The following is a 22,432-nucleotide window of genomic DNA, read 5'->3' as shown; positions in this document are numbered from 1 at the left end:
CCCGGCCCGTCCGGATGCAACCCACGACGACGACATGAACACCTCACCCGTTAGCCGCCCGCTGCGGCACCTGATCTCCGCGGCCGCCGCCGCGCTCATGCTGACCGGCGCGCTGCATGTCACGCGCGCGCATGCCGCGACGCTCACGCTGTACAACGCGCAGCACGAGCAGGTCGTCAACCAGCTCGTCAAGGACTTCGAAGCGCAGAGCGGCATCACCGTGAAGGTGCGCTCGGGCGAAGGCCCGGCGCTCGCCGCGCAGCTCGTCGCGGAAGGCGACCGCACGCCGGCCGACGTGTACTTCACCGAGAACTCGCCCGAGCTCGTGCTGCTCGACCGCAAGGGCCTGCTCGCGAAGACCGACGGCGCCGCGCTGCAGGCGGTGCCCGCGCGCTTCAACCCGGCCGACGGCAACTGGGTCGGTGTGCTCGCGCGCGAGAACGTGCTCATCTACAACACCGCGAAGCTCCAGCCGCAGCAACTGCCCGCATCGCTGCTCGATCTCGCGAAGCCCGAATGGAAAGGCAAGGTCGGCGTCGCGCCGAGCGATGCGGACTTCCTGCCGCTCGTGAGCGCGGTGCTCGCGCTGCACGGCGAGGCCGCGACGCTGCAATGGCTTAAAGGCCTGAAGACCAATGCGCAGATCTTCGACGACGACGAAGGCGTGACGGCGGCCGTCAACCGCGGCGGCGTACTGACCGGCATCGTCAACAACTACTACTGGGACCGCCTGCACGCCGAGCTCGGCGACAAGTCGACCAAGAGCGCGATCCATCACTTCGGCAATCACGACGTCGGCGCGGCCGTCAACGTGTCCGGCGCCGCGGTGCTGAAGGCGTCGAAGCACCAGGCCGACGCGCAGAAGTTCGTCGAGTATCTCGTCAGCGAGCGCGCGCAGAAGCTGATGGCGGGCGGCCACATCAGCTTCGAGTATCCGCTGCACCCGGGCGTCGCACCCGACCCGATCCTGAAGCCGTTCAGCGAACTGAGCCCGCCGGCGCTGACGTTCGAACAGCTCGGCGACGATAGCCAGGCCGGCAAGCTGCTGCGCCAGGCCGGCCTGCTCTGAGCATGAGCGACGCCGTGTCCCGCACGGCACGCACCGCGCGCGACGGCGAGCGCACCGCGACGCGGCGGCGCCCGTCGCGCGCGCTCGTCGCCGCGGCCGCATGCGGGCCGCTCGCGATCCTGCTGCCGCTCGGCTTCACGCTGTATCGCGCGGCGACCTTCGGCGTCGACGACGCGATCGAGCTGCTGTGGCGCCCGCTCGTCGGCGAACTGCTCGTCAACACGCTGTCGATCACGCTCGCCGCGACCCTCGCGTGCACGCTGCTCGGCACGGCAGTCGCGTGGTTCATCGAGCGCACCGACCTGCCGGCACGGCCGCTGTGGACCGCGCTCGCCGCCGCGCCGCTCGCGGTGCCGCCGTTCATCACGAGCTATGCGTGGGTGTCGCTGAGCCTCGATCTGCAGGACTTCCTCGGCGCGCTGATCGTGCTGACATCCGCGTACTTCCCGCTCGTCTACCTGCCGATGGCCGCCGCGCTGCGCGAGCTCGACCCCGCGCTCGAAGAAAGCGCGCGCACGCTCGGCTGCTCGCCGTGGCATACGTTCTTTCGCGTCGTGCTGCCGCAGTTGCGCCCCGCGCTGTGCGGCGGGATGCTGCTCGTCGCGCTCGGCGTGCTGTCCGAATTCGGCGCGTTCCAGTTGCTGCGCTTTCGCACGTTCACGACCGAGATCTATGCGGAATACCGCACCGCGTTCGACGGCGGCGGCGCATCGCTGCTCGGCTGCGTGCTGATCGCGCTGTGCCTGCTGTGCCTCGCGATCGAGGCGCGTGCGCGCGGCCATGCGCGCTACGGCCATACGCATCGCGCCGCTCGCCGCGTCGCGATGCATTATCCGCTCGGGCCGCTGCGCGGCCCCGCCACCATTGCGTTCGCTGCGCTCGCGGCCGCGACGCTCGGCGTGCCGCTCGCGATGATCGGCTACTGGCTCACGCAACAGGGCGCGGCCGCCGTCACGCCGGCCGACGTATCGCCCGAGCTGCTGTGGCAGGCCACGCTCGCGTCGACCGGCTACGGCCTCGCGGCCGCAGCCGTCACGACGCTGCTCGCGCTGCCGCTCGCATTCCTGCTGGTTCGTTATCCGGGCCGCGTCGCGACGTTGCTCGAACGCACGGCGATGACCGTGCAGGGCGTGCCGGGCATCGTCGTCGCGCTCGCGATCGTGTCGATCACGGTACGGCTGGTGCAGCAGCTCTACCAGAGCGCGCCGGCGCTCGTCGGCGCGTACGCGATCCTGTTCCTGCCGCTCGCGGTGGTCAGCGTGCGCGCGGCGCTGTCGCACGTGCAGGTCCGGCTCGAGGAAACCGCGCGTTCGCTCGGCCTCGGCTGGCGCGCGACGCTCACGCGCGTGGTGCTGCCGCTCGCGGCGCCCGGCCTCGGCGCGGCCGCGACGATGGTGTTCATCTCGGTCGTGACGGAACTCAACGCGACGCTGCTGCTGTCGCCGATCGGTACGCGTACGCTCGCGACACAGGTGTGGAGCGATACCGCAACGCTCGCGTTCGCGGCTGCGGCGCCCTATGCAGCGCTGCTCGTCGCGCTGTCGCTGGGCGCGTCGGGACTGCTGTTCCTGCTGCTCGGCCGCGCGTCGGTACGCAACTGAGCGCCACCCTTTTCCCCCGGAACCGCTCATGAGCGAACTACGCATCCACGGCCTGTCCAAATCGTTCGGATCGCATACCGTCCTGCACGACATCGACCTCACCGTGCGGCGCGGCTCGCGCCTCGCGCTGCTCGGCCCGTCCGGCAGCGGCAAGACGACGCTGCTGCGCGTGCTGTGCGGCTTCGAGCGCGCCGAGCGCGGCACCGTCGAGATCGACGGGCGACGCGTGGCCGCGCCCGACGTGCACCTGCCGCCCGAACAGCGCCGGATCGGCTACGTGCCGCAGGAAGGCGCGCTGTTTCCGCATCTGTCGGTGGCCGACAACATCGCGTTCGGGCTGCCGCGCGCGGCGCGGCGGCGCCATCATCGCGTCGACGAACTGCTCGAGATGGTCGGGTTGCCCGCGTCGTATGCGAGCCGCGCGCCGCAGCAACTGTCCGGCGGGCAGCAGCAGCGCGTTGCGCTCGCACGCGCGCTGGCGCCCGAGCCGTCGCTCGTGATCCTCGACGAACCGTTCTCCGCGCTCGACACGTCGCTGCGGCACGAAACGCGCAGCGCGGTCGCGGATGCGCTCGCCGCGGCGGGCGCGACCTCGGTGCTCGTCACGCACGACCAGCCCGAGGCGATGACGCTCGGCGACGAAGTGGCTGTGATGTGGCAAGGCCGGCTCGTGCAGACGGCCGCGCCGCAGACGCTGTACCGGCAGCCCGTCACGCGCGACATCGCGTCGTTCGTCGGGCAGGCCGTGCTGCTCGCGGGCCGTGTGCGCGGCGGGCGCATCGCGTGCGCGCTCGGCGAGCTGCCGCTCGTCGCGCCGCTGCCCGACGGGCCGGCCGACGCGATGCTGCGCCCCGAGCAGATCGGCATCGTGCCTGTCGCGCAGGTCGATGCGGCGCGCGGCCATACGGCGCGCGTCGAAGCCGCGCAGTTCGCGGGCCAGGACGCCGACGTTCTCACGCGCCTCGATGCCGATGCCGACGTATTCGTGCGCGTACGCGTGCCGGGACACCGGTGCCCGGCCGTCGGCGAACGCGTCGCGCTCGTCGTCGACGGTGCGGCGATGGCGTACGCGCGCTGAGCGGTGCGGCCCGGCGTCACGTGCCGTCACACGTCGTCACGCATCGGCGCAGCCCGCGCCCGACAGCGGCCGGAAGGTCCGGCCCTCCGTCTCGACCGCCGCGCCCAGCAGCCGCGCGAGACCCTTCGCGCCTTCGCGCATCACGACGTCGTGATTCCATCGGAACAGCGGGCGCGCGAACGGCTCCAGCCAGTTCATCCAGCGCACGTGCGTGCGGATGTGCCAGTCGTAGCGCACGACGGTGCATGCGCCGTCGCCGGCGAACGACCAGCATCCGTCGCCTTCGATCGCGCCGCTCGCGCGGCCTTCGAGCGCATGCGGCGGCTCGACACGCCGCACGCGCATGTCGAAGGTCAGCCGGTACGGCAGCGCACCCTTCCACGTGTATCGGTGCAGTGCGCCGACGCCGTGCGCGTCGCCCTGCTCGATCTCGACGGTGCGTACCGCGCCCTTCCACCAGTCGGGCCAGCGGTCGACCTGGTAGATCGCGTCCCAGACCGCCGCGAGCGGGGCGTCCACACGCCAGGTCGTCGAGAACCGGTATTCCGCCATGCAGCCTCCGGCATGCGCGTCAGGGACATGAGTCAGCGCACCGATCAGGGCGCGAAGAAACGCTCGGGAAACGCGACGTCGATCTCGATATCGTCGAGCGTCACGGTTTCGAGCGGCACGTCGCCGTCGTCCGCGAAGCTGACGACCTTCCGCGGAAAGCCGTCCTCGGCGTCCAGCCACAGCCGGTAGCGATGCACGCCGTCGACCGCATGCGCGGGCGCGCCCGTGACCGACACGCGCAGCGCGGTCCGGCCGCCGACGGCCTCCTCGCCTTCGGTCACGGTCGCACCGCCCTCCTGCAGCGCATGAACGTTGCGCAGCAGTTCGCCGACGTCCGACCGGTCGACCCGGTGGCCCCTGCGGTCGCGCACGAGCGGATTGGACGGCGACAGCGTCAGCGCGGGCGGCGCATGCGCGCCGAACGGGCGCAGCCGCACCTTGCCGTCGTCGGGATCGTATGCAATTACCGCGCCGTGATGAGGCGACACGAAATCCATCCGGACGAAGCCGGGTTTCAGGTACGCGTAACGGATTTCGGTGTGTTCGCCGCCGCGCGCCGACGAGCGGATCGTCGCGCGGTACGAGCGGACGTGGTCGAAATGCGCCTGCGCGACGGTCACGGGATCGGCTGTCATGCTCGCTCCTATCAGGCTCGCGGCCAGCAACGCGGCGATCACGGCGCCGCCTCGACGTCGAGCACGCCTTCCATCCCGCGCTCGCGATGGCTCCTGAAAAACAGCAGCCGATGCGTGCAATAGTAGGCGAACCGGCCCGGCTGCGCCGGCGTGAAGCGAAAGGTCTTCGGCGTCGTGGCGAGATCCGTGTGGACTGCGATGCCGGCCTGCGGCGCGTCGATCTCGAAACTGTGCGGCACGACACCGGGCTCGGCCGACACGGTCAGCTCGACCGGCACGTGCGCGCGCACGATCACGTGGTTCGGGCGGAAGAAATAACTGCCGCCGACGATCGTCACCCGCTGCACGCCGTCGGCATCGACCGGCACGCGCACCGGCGCGGCGCCGTCAGCCCGCGCGAGCGGGGCACCCACGGCGAGCGCCGCCAGCAGCGGCATCAGCACGAGAATCTTCGTCTTCTTCATCGCCTGCTCCCTGCCGGCACCGTGCGCGTCATCCTTTCCATGCATCGGTCGAGCCGCCGAGCGCGCCGCACGCTTCGATCGCGAGCTCGCGCAGGCGCCGTTCGTCGCCGCGGCCGGACATCGCATAACCCATGCCGCGATCCGACCAGAAATACGTGTAGCGGCCATGGGCCGACATCGCCTGCGGCGCGAGGTGCCGCGCGTCGTACGCGGTCATGTACAGCGTCACGCGCTCGCCGTCCGCGCGCTGGTACATGAACTGCGCGGCCGGCCCCGCTTCGCCGGGCAGCAACCGGCCGCCCAGCAGCACATAGCCGTATTCGTCGAGCGACGGCGCACGCACGGGCCGCCCGACGCGTGCCGACAGCCACGCGGCAAGGTGCGAAGGATCGCCCGCGCCGACCTCGACCGGATGCTCGCGATCGGCTGTGTACACCGCATACGCGACATCCGCACGCGCGGCGAACGCCGGTTCGCTGCCGAACACGGCCCAGCCCGCATGCAGCGCGACGCCGATCAGCAGCCCGGCCGCCAGCCCCGCGAACGCATACGCGAACCCGCGCCGGCGCGACGCACGGCGCTGCACGAACAGCGCGGGCGCAGCGTTCGGCAACGGAAACAGCGCATGCAGCGCATGGCGCTGTGCGCGGTAATGCGCGAATCGTTCGGCTTCCTCCGGATCGGACTGCAGGCGTTCGAGCATCTCCTGCCGCTCGTGCCCGGACAGTTCGCCGTCCAGCAACGCGGACAGCAGTTGCGCCGACGCATCGTCGTCCCGATCCTTCGAAGGCTTGCGCGGTTCGTCCATCATGTCTTCCTGATTACCCGTAACGTGGTTGTGCCGTGCGCCGACGGCTCGTCCGACAGCAGTGCGCGCATCTGCCCGCGCGCCCGCGCGAGCCGCGACATCACCGTTCCCACCGGCACGCCCAGCACCTGCGCGGCGTCGCGATAGCTCAACTCCTCGAGCGCGACCAGCAGCAGCACCTCGCGCTGCTCGACGGGCAGCCGGTACAGCGCGCGCTGCACGTCGCGCAGCACCAGCCCGCCGATCTCGCCGGCCGGCGCGGCCATCGTCTGCCACGGCGCGGTCGCGTCGTCGACCGCGATCTCGTGCCGCGCACGCAACTGGTCGATGAAGCGGTGCCGCAGCAGCGTCAGCAGCCACGCCCGCAGGTTGCCGCCGTCGCGCGGCGGACGGTTCAGCGCACGCTCGAGCGTGTCCTGCACGAGATCGTCCGCCCAGGCCCGGTCGCCCGTCAGCGCACGCGCATAGCGCGTGAGATGCGGCAGCCACACCAGCAGGTCCGATTCGTAGCTCATCGATGCCTCGCGCGGCGCCGCGCGGTCACGGACGCGCAACGTGCCACATGCCGCCGATCCCGTCGCCGCCCGCGTCGCCGGCCTTGTGGTCCATCTTCCAGCGATACAGCGGGCGCCCGTGGTACGCCCATTGCTTCTTGCCGTCGCCGCGCGTGACGAGGCTCCACGCACCCGACGCCTTGTCGTACGCGTCGGCGATCGCGGGCGGCCAGTTGGCCGCGCACGCGCTGTCGCACGCGCTCTTGCCGGGCGCGTCGCGATCGAACACGTACAGCGTCATGTGATCTTCGTCGACCAGTTTCCCGTCGCCGACCTGTGGCGGTTCCGCGGCCGCCGGCCGCACGATCGCCGCCATCAGCGCAGCGGCGAGGAAAATCCGTTTCATTCCCGTTCTCCTTTTGACATGGCATCGCGACACGGCGGCGCCGGACGGGATGATCGGCTTCGTCGCGACCATTATCCCGCCGGGCGGTCGTGCCGGGACTCGGTATGTAAACGGACGGGAGCGGCCGGTTATTCCATGCCGCCCGGCGACGATCGGCGGCGGCACGTTATCGGCCATTCATGTGACGAAAGAAAGCGGGAAACCAAAAGACAACGCGGCATGACAGCGATGTCATGCCGCGTTGCGCGACCCGTGTTGCACGACCTTTGCGCACGGCGGCCGATACGGCGCCGCCGTGCGTTTCCGGCTCGTTACTTCGGCAGCGCGCCGGTCAGCGACTGGAGCAGCGTCGTCACCGGTGCGAGCGGGTTGTTCGGCGAGCTGTTGCCCGAATGCGGCGTCACCGACAGGCCCGGCGCGGAACCGAGCGCCGTGCCTACCGACGTGCCGACCGCATTGACGACCGTCGCCGTCGAGTTGGCACCCGTCGCCAGCAGCGAGCCGACCGCGCCCGTCGTGCCGCCGGCCGCGTTCGCGCCCGAGCCGAGCAGGCTGCCGCCTGCCGCTGCCGTCGAACCGGCCGCGCCCGACAGCGCGCCGGCCGCCTGGCCGAGTGCCGCCGGACCGTTCGCGAGTGCGCCCGTCACCGAGCCGAGCGCACCGGTCAGTGCACCGGCCGGATTACTGCCGCCCGTCAGGCCGTTCACGAGGTTCGTGATCGGTGCGATCGGGCTGTTGCCCGCCGCGCCCGTCAGCGTGCCGACGACCTGGTTCACGACGCCTTGCACCGGCGCCAGCGGGTTCGCGCCGCCGAGGTTGCCGAGGGCACCGGTCACCGAGTTCAGCGCGCCCGTCAGTGCACCGGCCGGATTGCCGCTGCCGAGCGTGCCGACGACCTGGTTGACGACGCCCTGCACTGGCGCCAGCGGGTTCGTGCCGCCCAGCGAGCCGAGCGCGCCCGCGACGGAGCCGACCGCATTGCCGAGTGCGCTCGTGGCCGTGCCGACCGCGTTGCTCAGCGCCGCAGCCGGATTGCTGCCGCCGAGGGTGCCGACGACCTGGTTCACGACGCCTTGCACCGGCGCCAGCGGGTTCGACCCGCCGAGGTTGCCGAGCGCGCCCGTCACCGAACCGAGTGCGCCGGTCAGCGCACCAGCCGGATTGCCGCCCGTCGGCAGCGCGTTCTGCAGGCCGTTGACGAGGTTCGTGATCGGCGTGATCGGGCTGCCGCCGCCTGCGCCGGACAGCGTGCCGACGACCTGGTTCACGACGCCCTGCATCGGTGCCAGCGGGTTCGCGCCGCTAAGCGCGCCCGTCACCGAGTTCAGCGCGTTCGTCAGTGCACTGGCCGGATTGTCGTTGCCGAGCGTACCGGCGAGCTGCGTGACGACACCTTGCACCGGCGCGAGCGGGCTCCCTGCACCGCCGACGTTGCCGAGCGTGCCCGTGATCGTGTTGACCGCGTTGCTCAGCGAGCCGGCGGGGTTACCGCTGCCGAGCGTGCCCGTGACCTGGTCGACGACGTTCTGGATCGGCGCCAGCGGGTTCGAGCCGCCGCCGACGTTACCCAGTGCACCTGTGAGCGTGCCGAGGGCACCGGTCAGCGCGCCAGCCGGGTTGCCGCCACCAAGCGTGCCCGTCACTTGATTCACGACGCCTTGGACCGGCGCCAGTGGGTTCGCGCCGCCGCCGATGCCCAATGCACCCGTGACCGTGCCGAGGGCACCGGTCAACGCACCGGCCGGATTGCCGCCGCCGAGCGCACCCGTCACTTGATTCACGACGCCTTGGACCGGCGCCAGTGGGTTCGCGCCGCCGCCGATGCCGCCCAGTGCGCCCGTTACCGTGCCAAGGGCACCGGTCAGCGCGCCAGCCGGGTTGCCGCCACCAAGCGCACCCGTCACTTGATTCACGACGCCTTGGACCGGCGCCAGCGGCTGCACCGTGCCGCCGCCACCGCCGAGTGCGCCCGTCACCGCCCCCACGGCGCCCGACAACACCTGGCCGGGATCGCCGAGCGACGTCTGGATCGTGCCCGCCCCGCCCGCCGCCACTGTGACCGAGCCCAGCGGCGACGCGCCCGTCGCGACCAGCCCGACCGACACGCTGTTCGTCGGCGGATTGACGATGACTTGCGGGATCGGTAGCGAATCGAGGGCCCCCGCCATCGCGGAACCCGAAGCCAATACCCCGAACACCGTCGCGACCGACAACGCCACACCCGTCAATTTAAGATTTTGTCCCATCCTTATTCACCCCATCTCGGTTGGCACTACGTTGATAAAGCATGGGGACGGATTGCACGAAGCGTGCCAATTCAAAAAAGCGGATTGATTCATCTGCCAATTTCCGGTCAATAACGCCTTTTTATGGATTTCAGGCGAAATACACGGGTTGTGGAGCTCGAATCGTCTGATGAAAAAGGCTGGCGGAACGCGGATGTAACGTAACGTTTGCGAGCCCCGTAGTAACGTGTTCCGGTACATTCCGCGTAACGCCGCAACGTCCGGTCGGGATGGTGCCCTGCATCGTCAGGACCGGCTGCCCGCGCGCATTTCAGCAATATGAAAATGCATTGATAAATCGCGAATTTACTGATTTTATTTATTGCGCGATTTCTTTCTTGGCGATTACGCAGATCATTTCCGATTACCCGATTTTCGATAACTCGGATAGCCGAATGAAAAATTGTTGCGGCTGCATCGCATCCGGAGCATGCGATGCAGCGCGCGCGGCGGCGGCCGGGCCGCCGCCGGCTCAGCCGAAGCGCGCGGGCCGGTACGGATGGGGATCGATATAGGTCGGCGCGCCCGTCATCATTTCGGCGAGCAGGCGCCCGGTCGCGGGGCCGAGCGTGAGCCCGTGGTGGCAATGGCCGAACGCGAACCACAGGTGGCGATGGCGCGGCGCTGGCCCGATCACCGGACGCATGTCCGGCGTGCACGGCCGCATCCCGAGCCACGGCTCGGCATCGAGCCGCTCGCCGATGCCGAACGCGTCGCGCGCCAGCGGCTCGGCGCGCGCGAGCTGCACGCCGGTCGGCGGCGCGCCGCGCAGCGCGATCTCGACGCCGGTCGTGAGCCGCAGGCGGCCGCCTTCCATCGGCGCGACGACGAAACCTTCCTCGGTATCGCACACCGGCACGTTCAGCGGCGTGCGCGTCGGCTGGTAGTGCATGTGGTAGCCGCGCTTCGCGCGCAACGGAATCCGGTAGCCGAGCGGCGCGAACACGTGATCGGACCACGGCCCGAGCGCGACCACGGCCGAGCGTGCAGAGATCGGCCCATGCTCGGTACTGACGCGCCAGCCGTCATCCACCTGGGCGAGCGTCTTCGCGTCGCCGAGCACGAACGTGCCGCCGTCGCGTTCGAACAGCCGCGCGTAGGCTTTGGTCAGCCCGCCCGGGCTCGACACGGTCTTCGGGTCCTGCCAGTGGAATGCACCGCAGAAGGCGTCGCCGACACCGGGCTCGTGTTCGCGCAGCGCACGTGCGTCGAGCACGGTCATCCGCAGCCCGTGCGCGTCGGCCACGCGCTGCTGCGCGCGCGTTTCCGCGTCGAACAACGCGGGCGAACGGAATGCCTCGATCCACCCGCCGTCGTGTACGAGCGGCTGCGCGTCGGTGCGCGCGAGCAGCGCATCGTGCTCGACGACGCTCGCCGCGACGAGCGGCAGCATGTCGCGCGCAGCAGCCGCGAGCCGCTGCGGCGACGATTCGCGCCAGAAGCGCGCGAGCCAGCCCGCATACGCGGGCAGCGCGCGGTAGTCCCAATAGAGATCGACCGAGCGGTTGCGCGCATAGCGCAGCAGCGTGCCGAGCCGGCGCGGAAACGCATACGGCACGACCGACGAGCGCTCGATCAGCCCGGCATTGCCGTGGCTCGTTTCCTCGCCGGGCGCGCGCCGGTCGACGAGCGCGACGCGCAGCCCGCGATCCTGCAGATGCAGCGCCGACGACACGCCGACGATGCCGGCCCCCAGAACGATGACGTCGAAATCCATGCTTGCCCGCCCAGCGTCGAGATTCGATGCGACGCGCGCCGGCCCCGCGGCCGGCGCGCGGCCGTGCTTACTTCGCGACGATGTCGCGCTTGAAGTACTTCTGCGACAGCGCGCCCAGCGTGCCGTCCTTCTTCAGCGCGTCGAGCGCGCCGACGATCTTCGCCTGCAGCGCCTTGTCGCCCTTGCGCAGCCCGAAGCCCGTGCCCTCGCCGAGCGTGGCCGGATCCTCCAGCGGCTCGCCGACGATCTGGTAGTCGCGGCCGGCCGGCTTGTCGAGGAAACCGTCCTGCGCGGTCTGCGCTTCCTGCACGGCCGCGTCGAGACGCCCGGCGACGAGATCGGCGTAGATCTGGTCCTGGTCCTGATACGACACGACGGCCACGCCCGCATTGGCCCAGTGCGCCTTCAGGAAATCCTCCTGCGACGAGCCCTGCAGCACGCCGACGTGCTTGCCGTGCAGGCTCGCGACGTCGGGCCGCAGCGGCGAGCCGCGTTTGGCGACCATCACGATCGGCACCACGTAGATCGCCGGCGTGAAGTCGATGCTCTGCTTGCGCTTCGCGGTGATGTTCATCGCCGAGTTGATCGCGTCGAACTTGCGCGCCTGCAGCGCCGGGATCAGGCCGTCGAACGAATTCTCGACCCACACGCATTTCATGTTCAGCTTCGCGCACACCGCGTTGCCGATGTCGACGTCGAAACCCTGCAACTGGCCGGCCGGCGTCTTGCTCTCGAACGGCGGGTAGGCGGCTTCGGTCCCGAAGCGCAACGTGGACTGTTCCGCGTGGGCCGTGACGGCCGCGCATGCGAGCGCCGCGGCGGCGCAGAGGGAAAGCTTCCAGTTCATGAGACGGTCCTTCCGTTCTGGATTGAGGCGATGAAGATCGGTCGCGCGACGCCCTCGTCCGGGCGCCGGATCGGTATTCGACACAGGCGGCGGCCACACGGCGACACGTCGTGTCCTGCACGCGAAATATAGACTCAAAGTCTACAATAGACTATAGGGGACACGAGAATCGTGCGCTGTCTCGCTGCGTCGAAATTTCGTCGACTGTCAAAAACACCGTTGATTTCCCGATGTTTTTCATGAAGACAGCAACGACGCAAAGTCTCGAAAAGAAAAATTCTCCATATTTCGGTTGTCTATATTAGACTTTTCGTCCATCACGAACACTGCCGGGCACGTCTTTCGAGACATTCCTGTCCGGCCCCGACCGGAGATGTCCCCATGACGCAAACCGTCCCGCCCCTGCCGCTGACCGTCGACGAAGCCGCGGTGCGCGCGGCCCTGCCGTCGCTCGACGTGCTCGGCACGCTGCGCCGCATGTTCGCGTCGCTCGCGTCGGCGCGCGCGGTGCAGCCGCCGCAGACCCTCACGCTGTTTCCCGACCAGGCCGGCGACTTCATCACGTATCTCGGCGCGCTCGCCGACGAACAGGTGTTCGGCGCGAAGCTGTCGCCGTACGTCGTGACGGGCGGCAAGCCCCTCGTCACCGCGTGGACCGCGCTGATGTCGATGCGCACGGGCCAGCCGCTGATGTGGTGCGACGCGGGGCGGCTGACCGTCGAACGCACGGCCGGCACGACCGCGCTCGCGGTCGACTGCCTCGCGCCGCGCGACGCGCGCCGTCTGGCGATCGTCGGCGCCGGCGCGGTCGGCCTCGCGCACCTGCGGCACACCGCGGCATTGCGCGACTGGGAGACGATCCGCGTGTACTCGCCCGCGCTCGCTGGCGACGCGGCGCTGCAGGCGACGCTCGCCGAACTCGACCCGCGCGCACGTGCGGCCGAGAGCGTCGAAGCCTGCGTGCGCGACGCGGACGTCGTGATGCTGTGCACGTCGTCGGGCACGCCCGTGCTCGGCGACGGGATGCTCACGCGCCCCGCGCTCGTCACGTCGATCAGCACGAACGTCGCGCGTGCGCACGAGATCCCGCCCGCCTGGCTGCCCGACATGGACGTGTACTGCGACTACCGGCACACGACGCCCGCGAGCGCCGGCGAGATGCAGATCGCGGCGGCCGACCACGGCTGGGACGCCGCGCGGATCGTCGGCGACCTGCCCGCGCTCGTCGCCGGCACCTGCGCGGCGCCGTCGCGCACGCGTCATGCGTTGTTCCGCTCGATCGGCCTCGGGCTCGAGGACATCGCGATCGCACACGCGCTGTACACGCACCTGACGCGCGCATGAGCGGCACGCGAGCGCGGGGCCGATACAATGGCGCAACCGCCGCGGCGGCCGCGCGCGGGCGCACGGGCATGCCGGCCACCGGCGCGCCGGCACGCCGGCCCGATGCGCCGCCCGGCCCCCGCCCACCCGAGATGGCGACACCGATGCGCAAGAAGAAATCCCCCGTCAAAGACCTGCTGCTCACCCGCTATGCGCCGATCGCCGACGGTATCGCCGCGCTGTTCTTCCCGTACGCGGAAGTCGTGATCCACGACCTGCACGACCAGACCGTGCTGTATCTCGCGAACAACCTGTCGAAGCGCGAGGTCGGCGACGATTCCGCGCTCGAGGAAATCGATCATTCGGCGCGGGAGCGCGTGATCGGCCCGTACGAGAAGCTGAACTGGGACGGCCGGCGGATGCGCTGCGTCAGCAACGTGCTGTTCGACGACGAAGCCCGCCCGGCCGGGATGATGTGCATCAACTTCAACATCGCGGTGTTCGACGAGGTACGCGCGACGCTCGACCTGTTCATCAAGGGCGCGGGCGTCGTCGCACAGCCGGACGAGCTGTTCCGCGACGACTGGCAGGAGCGCATCAACACGTTCCTGCACGGCTGGCTGCACGAGCGGCAGGTCGGGCTCAACGGGCTCACCCGCGAGCACCGGCGCGAGCTCGTCGAGGCGCTTTACGCGGAAGGCGCGTTCCGCGGCAAGAGCGCGGCGAACTATGTCGCGAACGTGCTCGGGATGGGGCGCGCGACGGTCTACAAGCACCTCAAGCACCTGAAGGAAACGCAGGGCGACGCGTAAGCGGTAAGCGGTGAGCGGCAAGCGGCGTGCCCCCGCGGGCCGGTTCGCCGGCCCCTTCCGCCGCGTCCGGCATCGGCAATCGCTATCGGTCCGTGCCGTCCGTGTCTATGCTTCGTGATACGTCGGGCGCGGGCCCGTTCCACACGGGCCCGGCCAGGACCAAGCGTCGAAGCAGAAAATGATATAGTCCCGGTTACACTTTTTTGCCGCCCCGGACCGCCCATGACGACCGCTCCCGCCCCGACTGCCCGCCCGACCCTGACCGTCGAAATCTGGTCCGACCTGATCTGCCCGTGGTGCTGGATCGGCAAGCGCCGCTTCGACGAGGCGCTCGCCGCGTTCGCGCACGCCGACCGCGTCGACGTCGCGCTGCGCGCGTACCGGCTGATGCCCGGCCAGCCTGTCGAGCCGGTCGAGGCGATGCTCGCGGGCAAGTACCGGATGTCGCCCGCGCAGGTCGACCAGATGCTGCGCCAGGTGACCGACGCGGCCGCGAGCGTCGGGCTGCGCTACGACCTGCCCGGCACGCTCGTCGGCGACACGCTCGACGGCCACCGGCTCGTGAAGCTCGCGGAATCGACCGGCCGCGCGCATGCACTGACCGAGCGGCTGTACCGCGCGTATTTCTGCGAGCACGGCTCGCTGTTCGATCATGCGCAACTGACCGAATTCGCGGTCGAAGCGGGGCTCGAGCGCTCGGCCGTCGACGACGTGCTGCGCAGCAACGCGTACCGCGCCGAAGTCGAGGCCGACATCGCACGCGCTGCGCAAATCGGCGGGCGCGGCGTGCCGCTGTTCGTGTTCGGCGGCCGTTACGCGGTGTCGGGCGCGCAACCGGCCGACGCGTTCGCGCAGGCGCTCGACCAGGCGTGGCGCGACGGCATCGTCGAGCTCGACGGCAGCGACGCGGCCGCATGCGGCCCCGACGGCTGCGAACTGCCGGCGCGCCCGTAACGCGCACGACGCCCATCCCGCGCGTCCCGTCCGGACGCGCCACTACGCGTCGCTCCTGCCACAAACCGGCAGGAAGCCCGCGCCGATGACGTCTACAATGCATCCTTTCAAATCACTATCGGAAGGCTGCAGGCCCATGACCCACGGGATCCACGGCGAGAAGCGCTGGTACGCGCTGATCGTGCTCTGCCTCGGCGTGCTGATGATCGTGCTCGACAGCACGATCGTGAACGTGGCGCTGCCGTCGATCAGCACCGACCTCCATTTCACCGAAACGGCCCTCGTGTGGGTCGTCAACGCGTACCTGCTGACGTTCGGCGGCTGCCTGCTGCTCGGCGGCCGGCTCGGCGACCTGTACGGCCAGCGCCGCATGTTCCTCGCGGGCCTCGTCGTGTTCACGCTCGCGTCGCTCGCGTGCGGCCTCGCGCAATCGCAGGCGATGCTGATCGCCGCGCGCGCGGTGCAGGGGCTCGGCGGCGCGGTCGTGTCGGCCGTTTCGCTGTCGCTGATCATGAACCTGTTCACCGAGCCCGGCGAACGCGCGCGGGCGATGGGCGTCTACGGCTTCGTCTGCGCAGGCGGCGGCAGCATCGGCGTGCTGCTCGGCGGGCTGCTGACGAGCTCGCTGTCGTGGCACTGGATCTTCCTCGTCAACCTGCCGATCGGCGTCGCGGTCTATGCGATGTGCGTCGCGCTGCTGCCGCGCATGCGCGCGCCGGCCGGCGCCGCGCGGCTCGACGTCGCGGGCGCGATCACGGTGACCGCGTCGCTGATGCTGGCCGTCTACGGGATCGTCGGCGGCAACGAGGCCGGCTGGCTGTCGACGCAGACCGTCGCGCTGATCGGCGCGGCCGTGGCGCTGCTCGCGCTGTTCATCGTGATCGAGGCGCGCGCCGCGCATCCGCTGATGCCGCTCACGCTGTTCGCCGCGCGCAACGTCGCGCTCGCGAACGTGATCGGCGTGCTGTGGGCGGCCGCGATGTTCGCGTGGTTCTTCCTGTCCGCGCTGTACATGCAGCGCGTGCTCGGCTACGCGCCGCTGCAGGTCGGCCTCGCGTTCCTGCCGGCGAACCTGATCATGGCCGCGTTCTCGCTCGGGTTGTCGGCGCGCATCGTGATGCGCTTCGGGATCCGCGGCCCGATCGCGGCCGGCCTGCTGATCGCGGCCTGCGGCCTCGCGCTGTTCTCGCGCGCGCCGGTCGACGGCGGTTTCGTCTGGCACGTGCTGCCCGGCATGACGCTGCTCGGCATCGGCGCGGGCGTCGCGTTCAACCCGATGCTGCTCGCCGCGATGAGCGACGTCGATCCGGCCGATTCCGGGCTCGCGTCGGGGATCGTCAACACCGCGTTCATGATGGGCGGCGCGCTCGGCCTCGCGGTGCTCGCGAGCCTCGCGGCCGCCCGCACCGACGCGCTCGCGGCCGCGCAGGCCGCGCCGCTCGACGCGCTGAACGGCGGCTACCACGCGGCCTTCGCGTTCGGCGCGGCGTTCGCCGCCGCGGCTGCGCTGATCGGCCTTGCGCTGCGCATCCGGCCGCAGAACGGCGTCGAAGGCGTCGGCCCCGCGATGCACTGACCGTCGGCAGGCTGAGCCGGTCGCCGGCATCGAACCGGGGCGCGCACTGTCGCGCCCTTTTTTGCGCGTGCCGGGTGCGGCGCGCGTTCCCGGTTCGTCAACCCTTTCGGGCCGATCGCCGTCATCGGCCCCGCCGTCGTTCAAACGCCCGTTTCACCCCCGTCCGGCCGCCCGCCGCACGGCCCTTCACGGCCGATTTTTAACGCAGTCGACCATCGACCCGCCACATTTGCGACAATGGCGGACTTTGACGCGCGCGCCGCAGCCGCGCGCCGCCGCCGAACGCCGCATAACCGCCTGCTTCCGATGTCGCTTCCCCATATCGATCTGCTGTACTCCCTGTCCGGCCTGTTCGTCGGCATCCTCGTCGGCCTGACGGGCGTTGGCGGCGGTTCGCTGATGACGCCGATCCTCGTGCTGCTGTTCGGCGTCCACCCCGCGACGGCGGTCGGCACCGACCTGCTGTACGCGGCCGCGACCAAGGCCACCGGCACGCTCGTCCACGGCCTGAAGGGATCGATCGACTGGCGCATCACGGGCCGGCTCGCGGCGGGCAGCGTCCCGGCCGCGGCGCTCACGCTGTGGTGGCTGCACACGCACGGGATGAACACGCCGGGCACCGCGCGGATGATCCAGCTCGTGCTCGGTATCGCGCTGCTGCTCACGTCGCTCGCGCTGATCTTCCGGCCGCAGCTCACCGCGTTCGCCGCGCGCAACCCGCTCGCGCCGAGCCCCGCGCGCACGCTGTGGTCGACCGTGCTCACGGGCGCCGTGCTCGGCGTGCTCGTGTCGATGACGTCGGTCGGCGCCGGTGCGATCGGCGTCACCGTGCTCCTGCTGCTGTATCCGGCGCTCGCGACGACCCGCATCGTCGGCTCCGACATCGCGCACGCGGTGCCGCTCACGCTCGTCGCGGGCATGGGCCACTGGCTGCTCGGCTCGGTCGACTGGTCGATGCTGCTGTCGCTGCTGCTCGGCTCGCTGCCCGGCATCGTGCTCGGCAGCCTGCTGTCGGCGCGCGCGCCCGAGCGGCTGCTGCGCAACCTGCTCGCCGCGACGCTCGTCGCGGTCGGCGTGCGGCTCGTGCTCGCGTAAGCGGCCCGGCCGCCCTTTCCTCCGGCGTAACTCCGCTCCCAGTCGGCGCACGACGCGCCGGCCCGTCGCCCACTGCAAAAAACAGCCCGACCGGCCTGCGCCGATCGGGCTGTCGTCCATCCGGGGCCGGGCGAGCCGCCCGCCGCGCTTACTGCCCCTGCTGCTTCAGTTGCTGCTGCTTGAGCTGCTGCGTGCGCGCCTGCAGCTTCAGCACGCGCTGCAGCGCGGTGCGGTTCGCGAGGATGCCGTCGTAGAAGTTGCCGAGATCGCCCTTCAGCGCGGTCCGCGACGCGTCGTTCAGGTAGATCATGTGGCCCGACGGGTAGTTCTTGATCGTCAGGTTCTGCGCCTTGATCGCCGGATCGAGTGGCATCTGCGCGAGCGTCAGCTCCGTCTGGTGGAACGGCGTGACCGCATCGAAATAGCCGTTCGCCGACAGCACCTTCAGGTCCGGGTTCACGCTCATCGTCGACGCGAGGTCGCCGGCCGTGTACAGCGTATTGCCGCCGCCCCTGTTCGCGCCGGTCGGGTCCGTGTGGCTGAAGTCCCAGTTGTTGAAGACCTGGTCGTTCAGGTCCACGAACGACGACGTCGACGTGTACTTGAGGTCGGTGTTGATATAGCTGTTCCACAGCACCGTGTACGCGCCGCCGACGTTCGTGATCGACGGATCGTTGCTGCCCGAGTTCGGCAGGATGTACGGCGCGATTCCCTTGCCCGTGAAGTTCGCGCGACCGTCGTACTGGCCGATCTGCGTGCCCGGCACGAGCGTCAGGAAGAACGTGTACGGCGGGTTGTCGTTCGACGACGGCACGTTGCCGAGCGCGGCCGGGTTGCCGAAGGTCTGGATCAGCGACGTCGGGTCCGTGCCGATGTACGAACCCATCTGCTGCGCGGTCTGCAGGTTCAGGTTCAGCCGCACGTTCACGAAGCCGCCGTCCTGCGGGTTCGGCTTCTGCGCGAGCGGCGCGAGCGTGTTGTCCGCGTAGGCGCGGGCCTGGACCATGTACGCGTCGAGATCGGCCGGCGTCGGGTTGACCGTCGTCTTCTTCCAGTAGAACGCATCGGCCGCGAGCGTCGGGAAGATGCCCGGCGCGGACAGCGCGTTCGCGTAGTCGAGGATCGACGACTGCAGCGTGATCCCGTTCAGGTCGATGCCGTCCTCATGCAGCACCCACGACACGACCGCGCTGCGCGCGGTGCCGTACGACTCGCCGAACAGGAACTTCGGCGAGTTCCAGCGCGAATACTTGGTCAGGTAGCGCTGAATGAAGCGGTCGATCGAGCGCGCGTCCTGGTCGGTGCCCCAGAAGTCCTTGTTCTTCGCCGGGGCGATCGCCGCCGAATAACCGGTGCCGACCGGGTTGATGAACACGAGGTCGGTGCGGTCGAGCAGGCTGTCGGGGTTGTCGAGCAGCTTGTACGGCGCAGGCGGCGTGAAATTCGGGAACGACGACTGCAGCCGCTTCGGCCCGAACGACCCGAGCATCAGGTAGACCGACGACGAGCCGGGGCCGCCGTTGTAGAAGAACGTGACCGGGCGCGGCTTCGACGGGTCCGGATTGTCCTGCGTGTATGCGACGTAGAACATCTTCGCGTTCGGCGCCGACGTGATCGGATCGATCGTCGTCAGGTGGCCCGTGGTGGCCGTGTACTTGACGGTCTTGCCGCCGATCGTGACCTGGCGGTGCACGACCGCGGCGCCTTCCGTCGAATCCGTGACCGCGTCGTTCGGCCCGGTGCCGTACACGTCGTTGTCGACGTACGGCTGGTCGGCTGCGGCCGTTGCGTTGGTGCTGGCCGTCGTGCTGCCGTTGGACGTCGCCGCCGCGGCGGCGGCCGATGCGGCCGGGCTCGGCCCGTCGTCGCCGCCGCACCCCGTGACGAGCAGCGCTGCAGCCGCGGCTGCGGCGAGCGGCACGCTCAGAGTCGTTCCGAATAGCGCGAAACCGTCTTTCAAGGACTTCCGTGTCGTCATTATTGCCTCTCGAACAGAACGATAAATACCGCCGGCCGCAAAGGATCGTTTGCGCCGGCGCTCCGCACCGGGAATGCATTCGTTATGCGACGCACTCCGAGTTTTTTACCGGATCGGTGAATACCGATCGGCACGATTTACCCCACCCATGTTTTTGCGACTGCACAATGGAATCAATTCCATTGCAAACGACAATTCAATAATCCGCGGCAATGCGAATTCATTTCGCCTATCCGCACGCGCACAAAATCGACGGCAAAAGCATGCCCCGCAAAGCCCGCCCGATAAGGCGGCTCCGCTTTAAACAGACGAACAATCCCCGCCGGCGAGATGCCGATTAATCGCAAAACGGCGACCAATCGCAGCTCGAGCCGATTTAATAAAATCGAAAGGATCGATTAACCAAACGGAAAGGAATATCTCGTATCTGGAATTTATTAAATTAAGTGAAAATACCGGCGCATAATAGGTTCCGGATTTACCGCCGTAAAGTAATAATTTGTTACGACGCTCGCCATTCGGATAAAAGGCGGCACGGGACCGATTCCAGCGACGAGAAAAAGAAAAAGCCGGACGGCTGTCCGGCTTCGTGATGGCGGCGCGGCGGGCGCCGTCAGAGCGGCACGTCGATCGCGCCGGCGCCGGTCGTGATCGCGTTCGCGCCGGGCGCGGCCGAGATCGGCGGCAGGTTCGCACTCGTCAGCGCGGGCGCGGCGCCCGGCGTGCCGCCGCGCGGCACCGTGCGGATCACCTGCGACGGCGGCAGCGGCACGCCGTTCTTCAGGTGCCGCCACATCAGGTTCAGCGCCTGCAGGTCGTAGTAGTGGACCGGCACGAAGCGCGTGTCGAAGCCCGCGACGGGCAGGAACGCGTCGAAGTGCTGGCCGTTCGTCACCTCGTAGAACACGAGCTGGCTGCGCCCGCCTTCGCTGATGCCGTTCTGCGCGACGTACGCGCGCGATGCGTGGTTCACCGGCACGAGCGCGTCGCTGCGGCCCTGCACGATGATCGCCGGCTTGCCCTGCAGGTTCGCGTTCACGCGCACCGCGTCGACGTTCGCGGGCATCCCGAGCATCCCGTTCGTCCAGAGCTGGCGCAGGCACAGCGCGCCCGCGAAGCTCGCATCGGGTGTCGCGAGCCGGTGGTCGACGCCCGCGCCCGTGTTGAACACGAGGTTGATGCCGGCCGTCGGCGGCACGCCGTTGCCGACGCCGAACACGGCCGGCATCGGCGACGCGGCGGGCGGCGCGACCGCACCCGTCGCCGCGTTCGTCGTCGCGAAGCTGAAATTGCACAGGTTGTCGGTGACGCGCGAGCGCGTGTACGCGTTCGCATAGGTGACCGCGATCGCCGGAATCGCCTGCGAATCCCACATCGGCGCCTGCAGCAGGTCGGAATCGGCCAGGTAGCCGGCCGCGTGGAGCTGCGCGAGCGCGTCGGCGGCCTGGCTCTGCGTGTCGGCGCCCGACACGAGCCCGGCCGCGGCGAGCGTCGCGCAGCGCTGCGTGCGGATCGACTGCGTGGTCGCGGCCGGCAGCGCGCTCAGGTACGGCGCGTCGGCAAGCGACGCCGACGCGGCCGCGCACGGCTGCAGCAGGTTCGCGAGCGTCGCGTAGTCGGCCAGCGGCCGGCCGAACGACGGCACGGGCTGGCCGCCCGTGCGCACGATCGCGTTCGGCGCCATCCGCACGTTGATCTGCGGTTCGCCGACCACGACCGCGGTAATCCAGCCGCGGTTGTCCTGCTCGGCCGCCGCGAGCGACGCGCCGCCGCCGTTGCTGACGGACGCGGCGATCGTCGTGATGTCGCCCGCGCGATAGCGCACGCCGTGATGCGAGCCGTCGATCGGCGGTCCGAACTGCTCGTTGAGCGCCCAGTACGCGAACTCGACCGCCTGCAGCGTCACGCGCCCCCAGTCCTGCTCGGGATTCTGCTGCGAATGCGCGTGCTTGAACGCATAGCGGTTCGGGAAACGGCTGTTGAACGCGGCGAGATCGCCGCTCGTCACGTTCGCGGTGAACAGGCTGGCGGTGCCGGCGAGCACCGCGTTGGCGAGCGTGCCGTCGATCAGCGTGACCGTATCGGAACCGAGCTCGTGCGCGCCGTTGCCGCCGCCCTTGTCGTTGTACGCGACCGCGCAGCCGCGCTTGAGCGCCCACTCGCCGGCCGCGGAGATCGCGCCGTACACGCCGCGCGAGCCCGACGACGTCGCGGTGACGATGCACGGCTGCGCGGGATCGAAGCTGGCGGGCACCTGCACGAGCAGCGTCACGTTCTTGCTGCCGCTGCCGTCGTCGGAATACGCGAGATATTCGGTGCCGGGGATCTTGCCTTCGCCAAGCGTGTCGTTGCCGGCGAGGTCGACGTTCGGCCCCCAGAAGCGGCCGTAGCCGCCGTTCGCGCTCATGTCGACGAGCGCGCGGTAGTTCGACCAGATCGCGAGACGGCGCAGCTCGGCGCTCGTCGGCCGGGACGGATTCGCAAAACCGGGCGCTGCCGCCGCGAGGCCCGTCTTGCCGAGGCCTGCCGTCAGCAGGTCGTCGCTCGCGCCGTCGTAGGCCGTCGTGCGCACGCTGCCGGACACGAAGCCGGGCAGCCGGTTGCGCTCGCCCGACTCGTTGCCGTTGCAGGCGCCGAGCACCGCGACCGCAGCCAGCGCCGCGCCGAAAACCATCCGCCTGCCCCACCCGAGTCTCGTCATCGCCGCCCTCTCGATATCGTTATCGGTCCGCCGCCGC

General features: G+C 69.7%; 20 protein-coding genes. 9 read left to right on the top strand and 11 right to left on the bottom strand.

Features of this window, described 5'->3' with window-relative positions:
• Nucleotides 1–34: 34 nt before the first annotated feature.
• From ABD05_RS09895 to ABD05_RS09885, 3 genes are read left to right on the top strand one after another with little or no spacing between them, the layout of a single operon-like run.
• Entirely contained in the window at nt 35–1,069 is a 1,035-nt protein-coding gene (locus ABD05_RS09895) for an iron ABC transporter substrate-binding protein (RefSeq protein WP_047899964.1), read from the top strand.
• Between the two features lie 2 nt (nt 1,070–1,071).
• Nucleotides 1,072–2,670 (top strand): ABC transporter permease, encoded by a 1,599-nt coding sequence (locus tag ABD05_RS09890; protein ID WP_047899963.1) that lies wholly within the window; start codon nt 1,072–1,074, stop codon nt 2,668–2,670.
• 28 nt (nt 2,671–2,698) lie between these two features.
• Nucleotides 2,699–3,748 (top strand): ABC transporter ATP-binding protein, encoded by a 1,050-nt coding sequence (locus tag ABD05_RS09885; protein WP_047899962.1) that lies wholly within the window; start codon nt 2,699–2,701, stop codon nt 3,746–3,748.
• Nucleotides 3,749–3,784: 36 nt separating this feature from the next.
• Here ABD05_RS09885 and ABD05_RS09880 read toward each other — a convergent pair whose 3' ends face one another.
• The 6 genes from ABD05_RS09880 to ABD05_RS09855 are packed head-to-tail and all read right to left on the bottom strand — an operon-like array spanning nt 3,785 to nt 7,107.
• Complete coding sequence (locus ABD05_RS09880; protein ID WP_047899961.1) at nt 3,785–4,300, bottom strand: SRPBCC family protein; 516 nt, start codon at nt 4,298–4,300, stop codon at nt 3,785–3,787.
• Nucleotides 4,301–4,344: 44 nt separating this feature from the next.
• On the bottom strand, nt 4,345–4,977 hold the full coding sequence (locus ABD05_RS09875; RefSeq protein WP_047899960.1) for a LolA family protein: 633 nt from the start codon (nt 4,975–4,977) through the stop codon (nt 4,345–4,347).
• On the bottom strand, nt 4,974–5,399 hold the full coding sequence (locus ABD05_RS09870; RefSeq protein ID WP_047901152.1) for a cupredoxin domain-containing protein: 426 nt from the start codon (nt 5,397–5,399) through the stop codon (nt 4,974–4,976). The genes ABD05_RS09875 and ABD05_RS09870 overlap by 4 nt, the downstream gene beginning before the upstream one ends.
• A gap of 28 nt (nt 5,400–5,427) precedes the next feature.
• Nucleotides 5,428–6,210, bottom strand: a complete 783-nt coding sequence (locus ABD05_RS09865; RefSeq protein WP_047899959.1) for an anti-sigma factor family protein — start codon at nt 6,208–6,210, stop codon at nt 5,428–5,430.
• The gene (locus tag ABD05_RS09860) at nt 6,207–6,722 is read right to left on the bottom strand and encodes a sigma-70 family RNA polymerase sigma factor (RefSeq protein ID WP_047901151.1); all 516 of its coding nucleotides are present in this window, start codon (nt 6,720–6,722) and stop codon (nt 6,207–6,209) included. The genes ABD05_RS09865 and ABD05_RS09860 overlap by 4 nt, the downstream gene beginning before the upstream one ends.
• Before the next feature lie 25 nt (nt 6,723–6,747).
• The gene (locus tag ABD05_RS09855; RefSeq protein WP_047899958.1) at nt 6,748–7,107 is read right to left on the bottom strand and encodes a COG4315 family predicted lipoprotein; all 360 of its coding nucleotides are present in this window, start codon (nt 7,105–7,107) and stop codon (nt 6,748–6,750) included.
• Between the two features lie 49 nt (nt 7,108–7,156).
• On the opposite strand from ABD05_RS09855, the gene ABD05_RS38275 reads away from it, so the two are divergent.
• A complete protein-coding gene (locus ABD05_RS38275; RefSeq protein WP_158361568.1) occupies nt 7,157–7,330 on the top strand; it encodes a hypothetical protein in 174 nt (57 codons plus the stop codon).
• Between the two features lie 88 nt (nt 7,331–7,418).
• Here ABD05_RS38275 and ABD05_RS09850 read toward each other — a convergent pair whose 3' ends face one another.
• The 3 genes from ABD05_RS09850 to ABD05_RS09840 form a co-directional block, all read right to left on the bottom strand.
• Nucleotides 7,419–9,353, bottom strand: coding sequence for a beta strand repeat-containing protein (locus ABD05_RS09850; RefSeq protein ID WP_047899957.1), 1,935 nt, complete (start codon nt 9,351–9,353; stop codon nt 7,419–7,421).
• A 511-nt stretch (nt 9,354–9,864) separates the two neighbouring features.
• Nucleotides 9,865–11,109 carry an NAD(P)/FAD-dependent oxidoreductase gene (locus ABD05_RS09845; RefSeq protein ID WP_047899956.1) on the bottom strand — a complete coding sequence of 415 codons (1,245 nt, stop codon included), beginning with the start codon at nt 11,107–11,109 and terminating at the stop codon, nt 9,865–9,867.
• Between the two features lie 67 nt (nt 11,110–11,176).
• Nucleotides 11,177–11,956: an ABC transporter substrate-binding protein gene (locus tag ABD05_RS09840; protein WP_047899955.1), complete on the bottom strand. Its 780-nt coding sequence runs from the start codon at nt 11,954–11,956 to the stop codon at nt 11,177–11,179.
• A gap of 381 nt (nt 11,957–12,337) precedes the next feature.
• Here ABD05_RS09840 and ABD05_RS09835 point away from each other — a divergent pair, with 381 nt between their 5' ends.
• The 5 genes from ABD05_RS09835 (at nt 12,338) to ABD05_RS09815 (ending at nt 17,716) form a co-directional block, all read left to right on the top strand.
• Complete coding sequence (locus ABD05_RS09835) at nt 12,338–13,300, top strand: ornithine cyclodeaminase family protein (RefSeq protein WP_047899954.1); 963 nt, start codon at nt 12,338–12,340, stop codon at nt 13,298–13,300.
• Entirely contained in the window at nt 13,297–14,091 is a 795-nt protein-coding gene (locus ABD05_RS09830; protein WP_047899953.1) for a helix-turn-helix transcriptional regulator, read from the top strand. Before ABD05_RS09835 ends, ABD05_RS09830 begins: the two co-directional genes overlap by 4 nt.
• Before the next feature lie 222 nt (nt 14,092–14,313).
• Nucleotides 14,314–15,045, top strand: a complete 732-nt coding sequence (locus ABD05_RS09825; RefSeq protein ID WP_047899952.1) for a DsbA family oxidoreductase — start codon at nt 14,314–14,316, stop codon at nt 15,043–15,045.
• A gap of 136 nt (nt 15,046–15,181) precedes the next feature.
• Nucleotides 15,182–16,621, top strand: a complete 1,440-nt coding sequence (locus ABD05_RS09820; protein WP_047899951.1) for a DHA2 family efflux MFS transporter permease subunit — start codon at nt 15,182–15,184, stop codon at nt 16,619–16,621.
• 306 nt (nt 16,622–16,927) lie between these two features.
• Nucleotides 16,928–17,716, top strand: a complete 789-nt coding sequence (locus ABD05_RS09815) for a sulfite exporter TauE/SafE family protein (RefSeq protein WP_047901150.1) — start codon at nt 16,928–16,930, stop codon at nt 17,714–17,716.
• Between the two features lie 148 nt (nt 17,717–17,864).
• On the opposite strand, the gene ABD05_RS09810 is transcribed toward ABD05_RS09815, so the two are convergent.
• Nucleotides 17,865–19,694 carry a S10 family peptidase gene (locus tag ABD05_RS09810; protein ID WP_047899950.1) on the bottom strand — a complete coding sequence of 610 codons (1,830 nt, stop codon included), beginning with the start codon at nt 19,692–19,694 and terminating at the stop codon, nt 17,865–17,867.
• Nucleotides 19,695–20,307: 613 nt separating this feature from the next.
• Nucleotides 20,308–22,395, bottom strand: coding sequence for a D-(-)-3-hydroxybutyrate oligomer hydrolase (locus tag ABD05_RS09805; protein ID WP_047899949.1), 2,088 nt, complete (start codon nt 22,393–22,395; stop codon nt 20,308–20,310).
• Nucleotides 22,396–22,432: the final 37 nt, after the last annotated feature.

Source organism: Burkholderia pyrrocinia (assembly GCF_001028665.1).
Classification (GTDB): Bacteria; Pseudomonadota; Gammaproteobacteria; order Burkholderiales; family Burkholderiaceae; genus Burkholderia; species Burkholderia pyrrocinia.
This window is presented reverse-complemented; position numbering and strand designations above follow the sequence as displayed.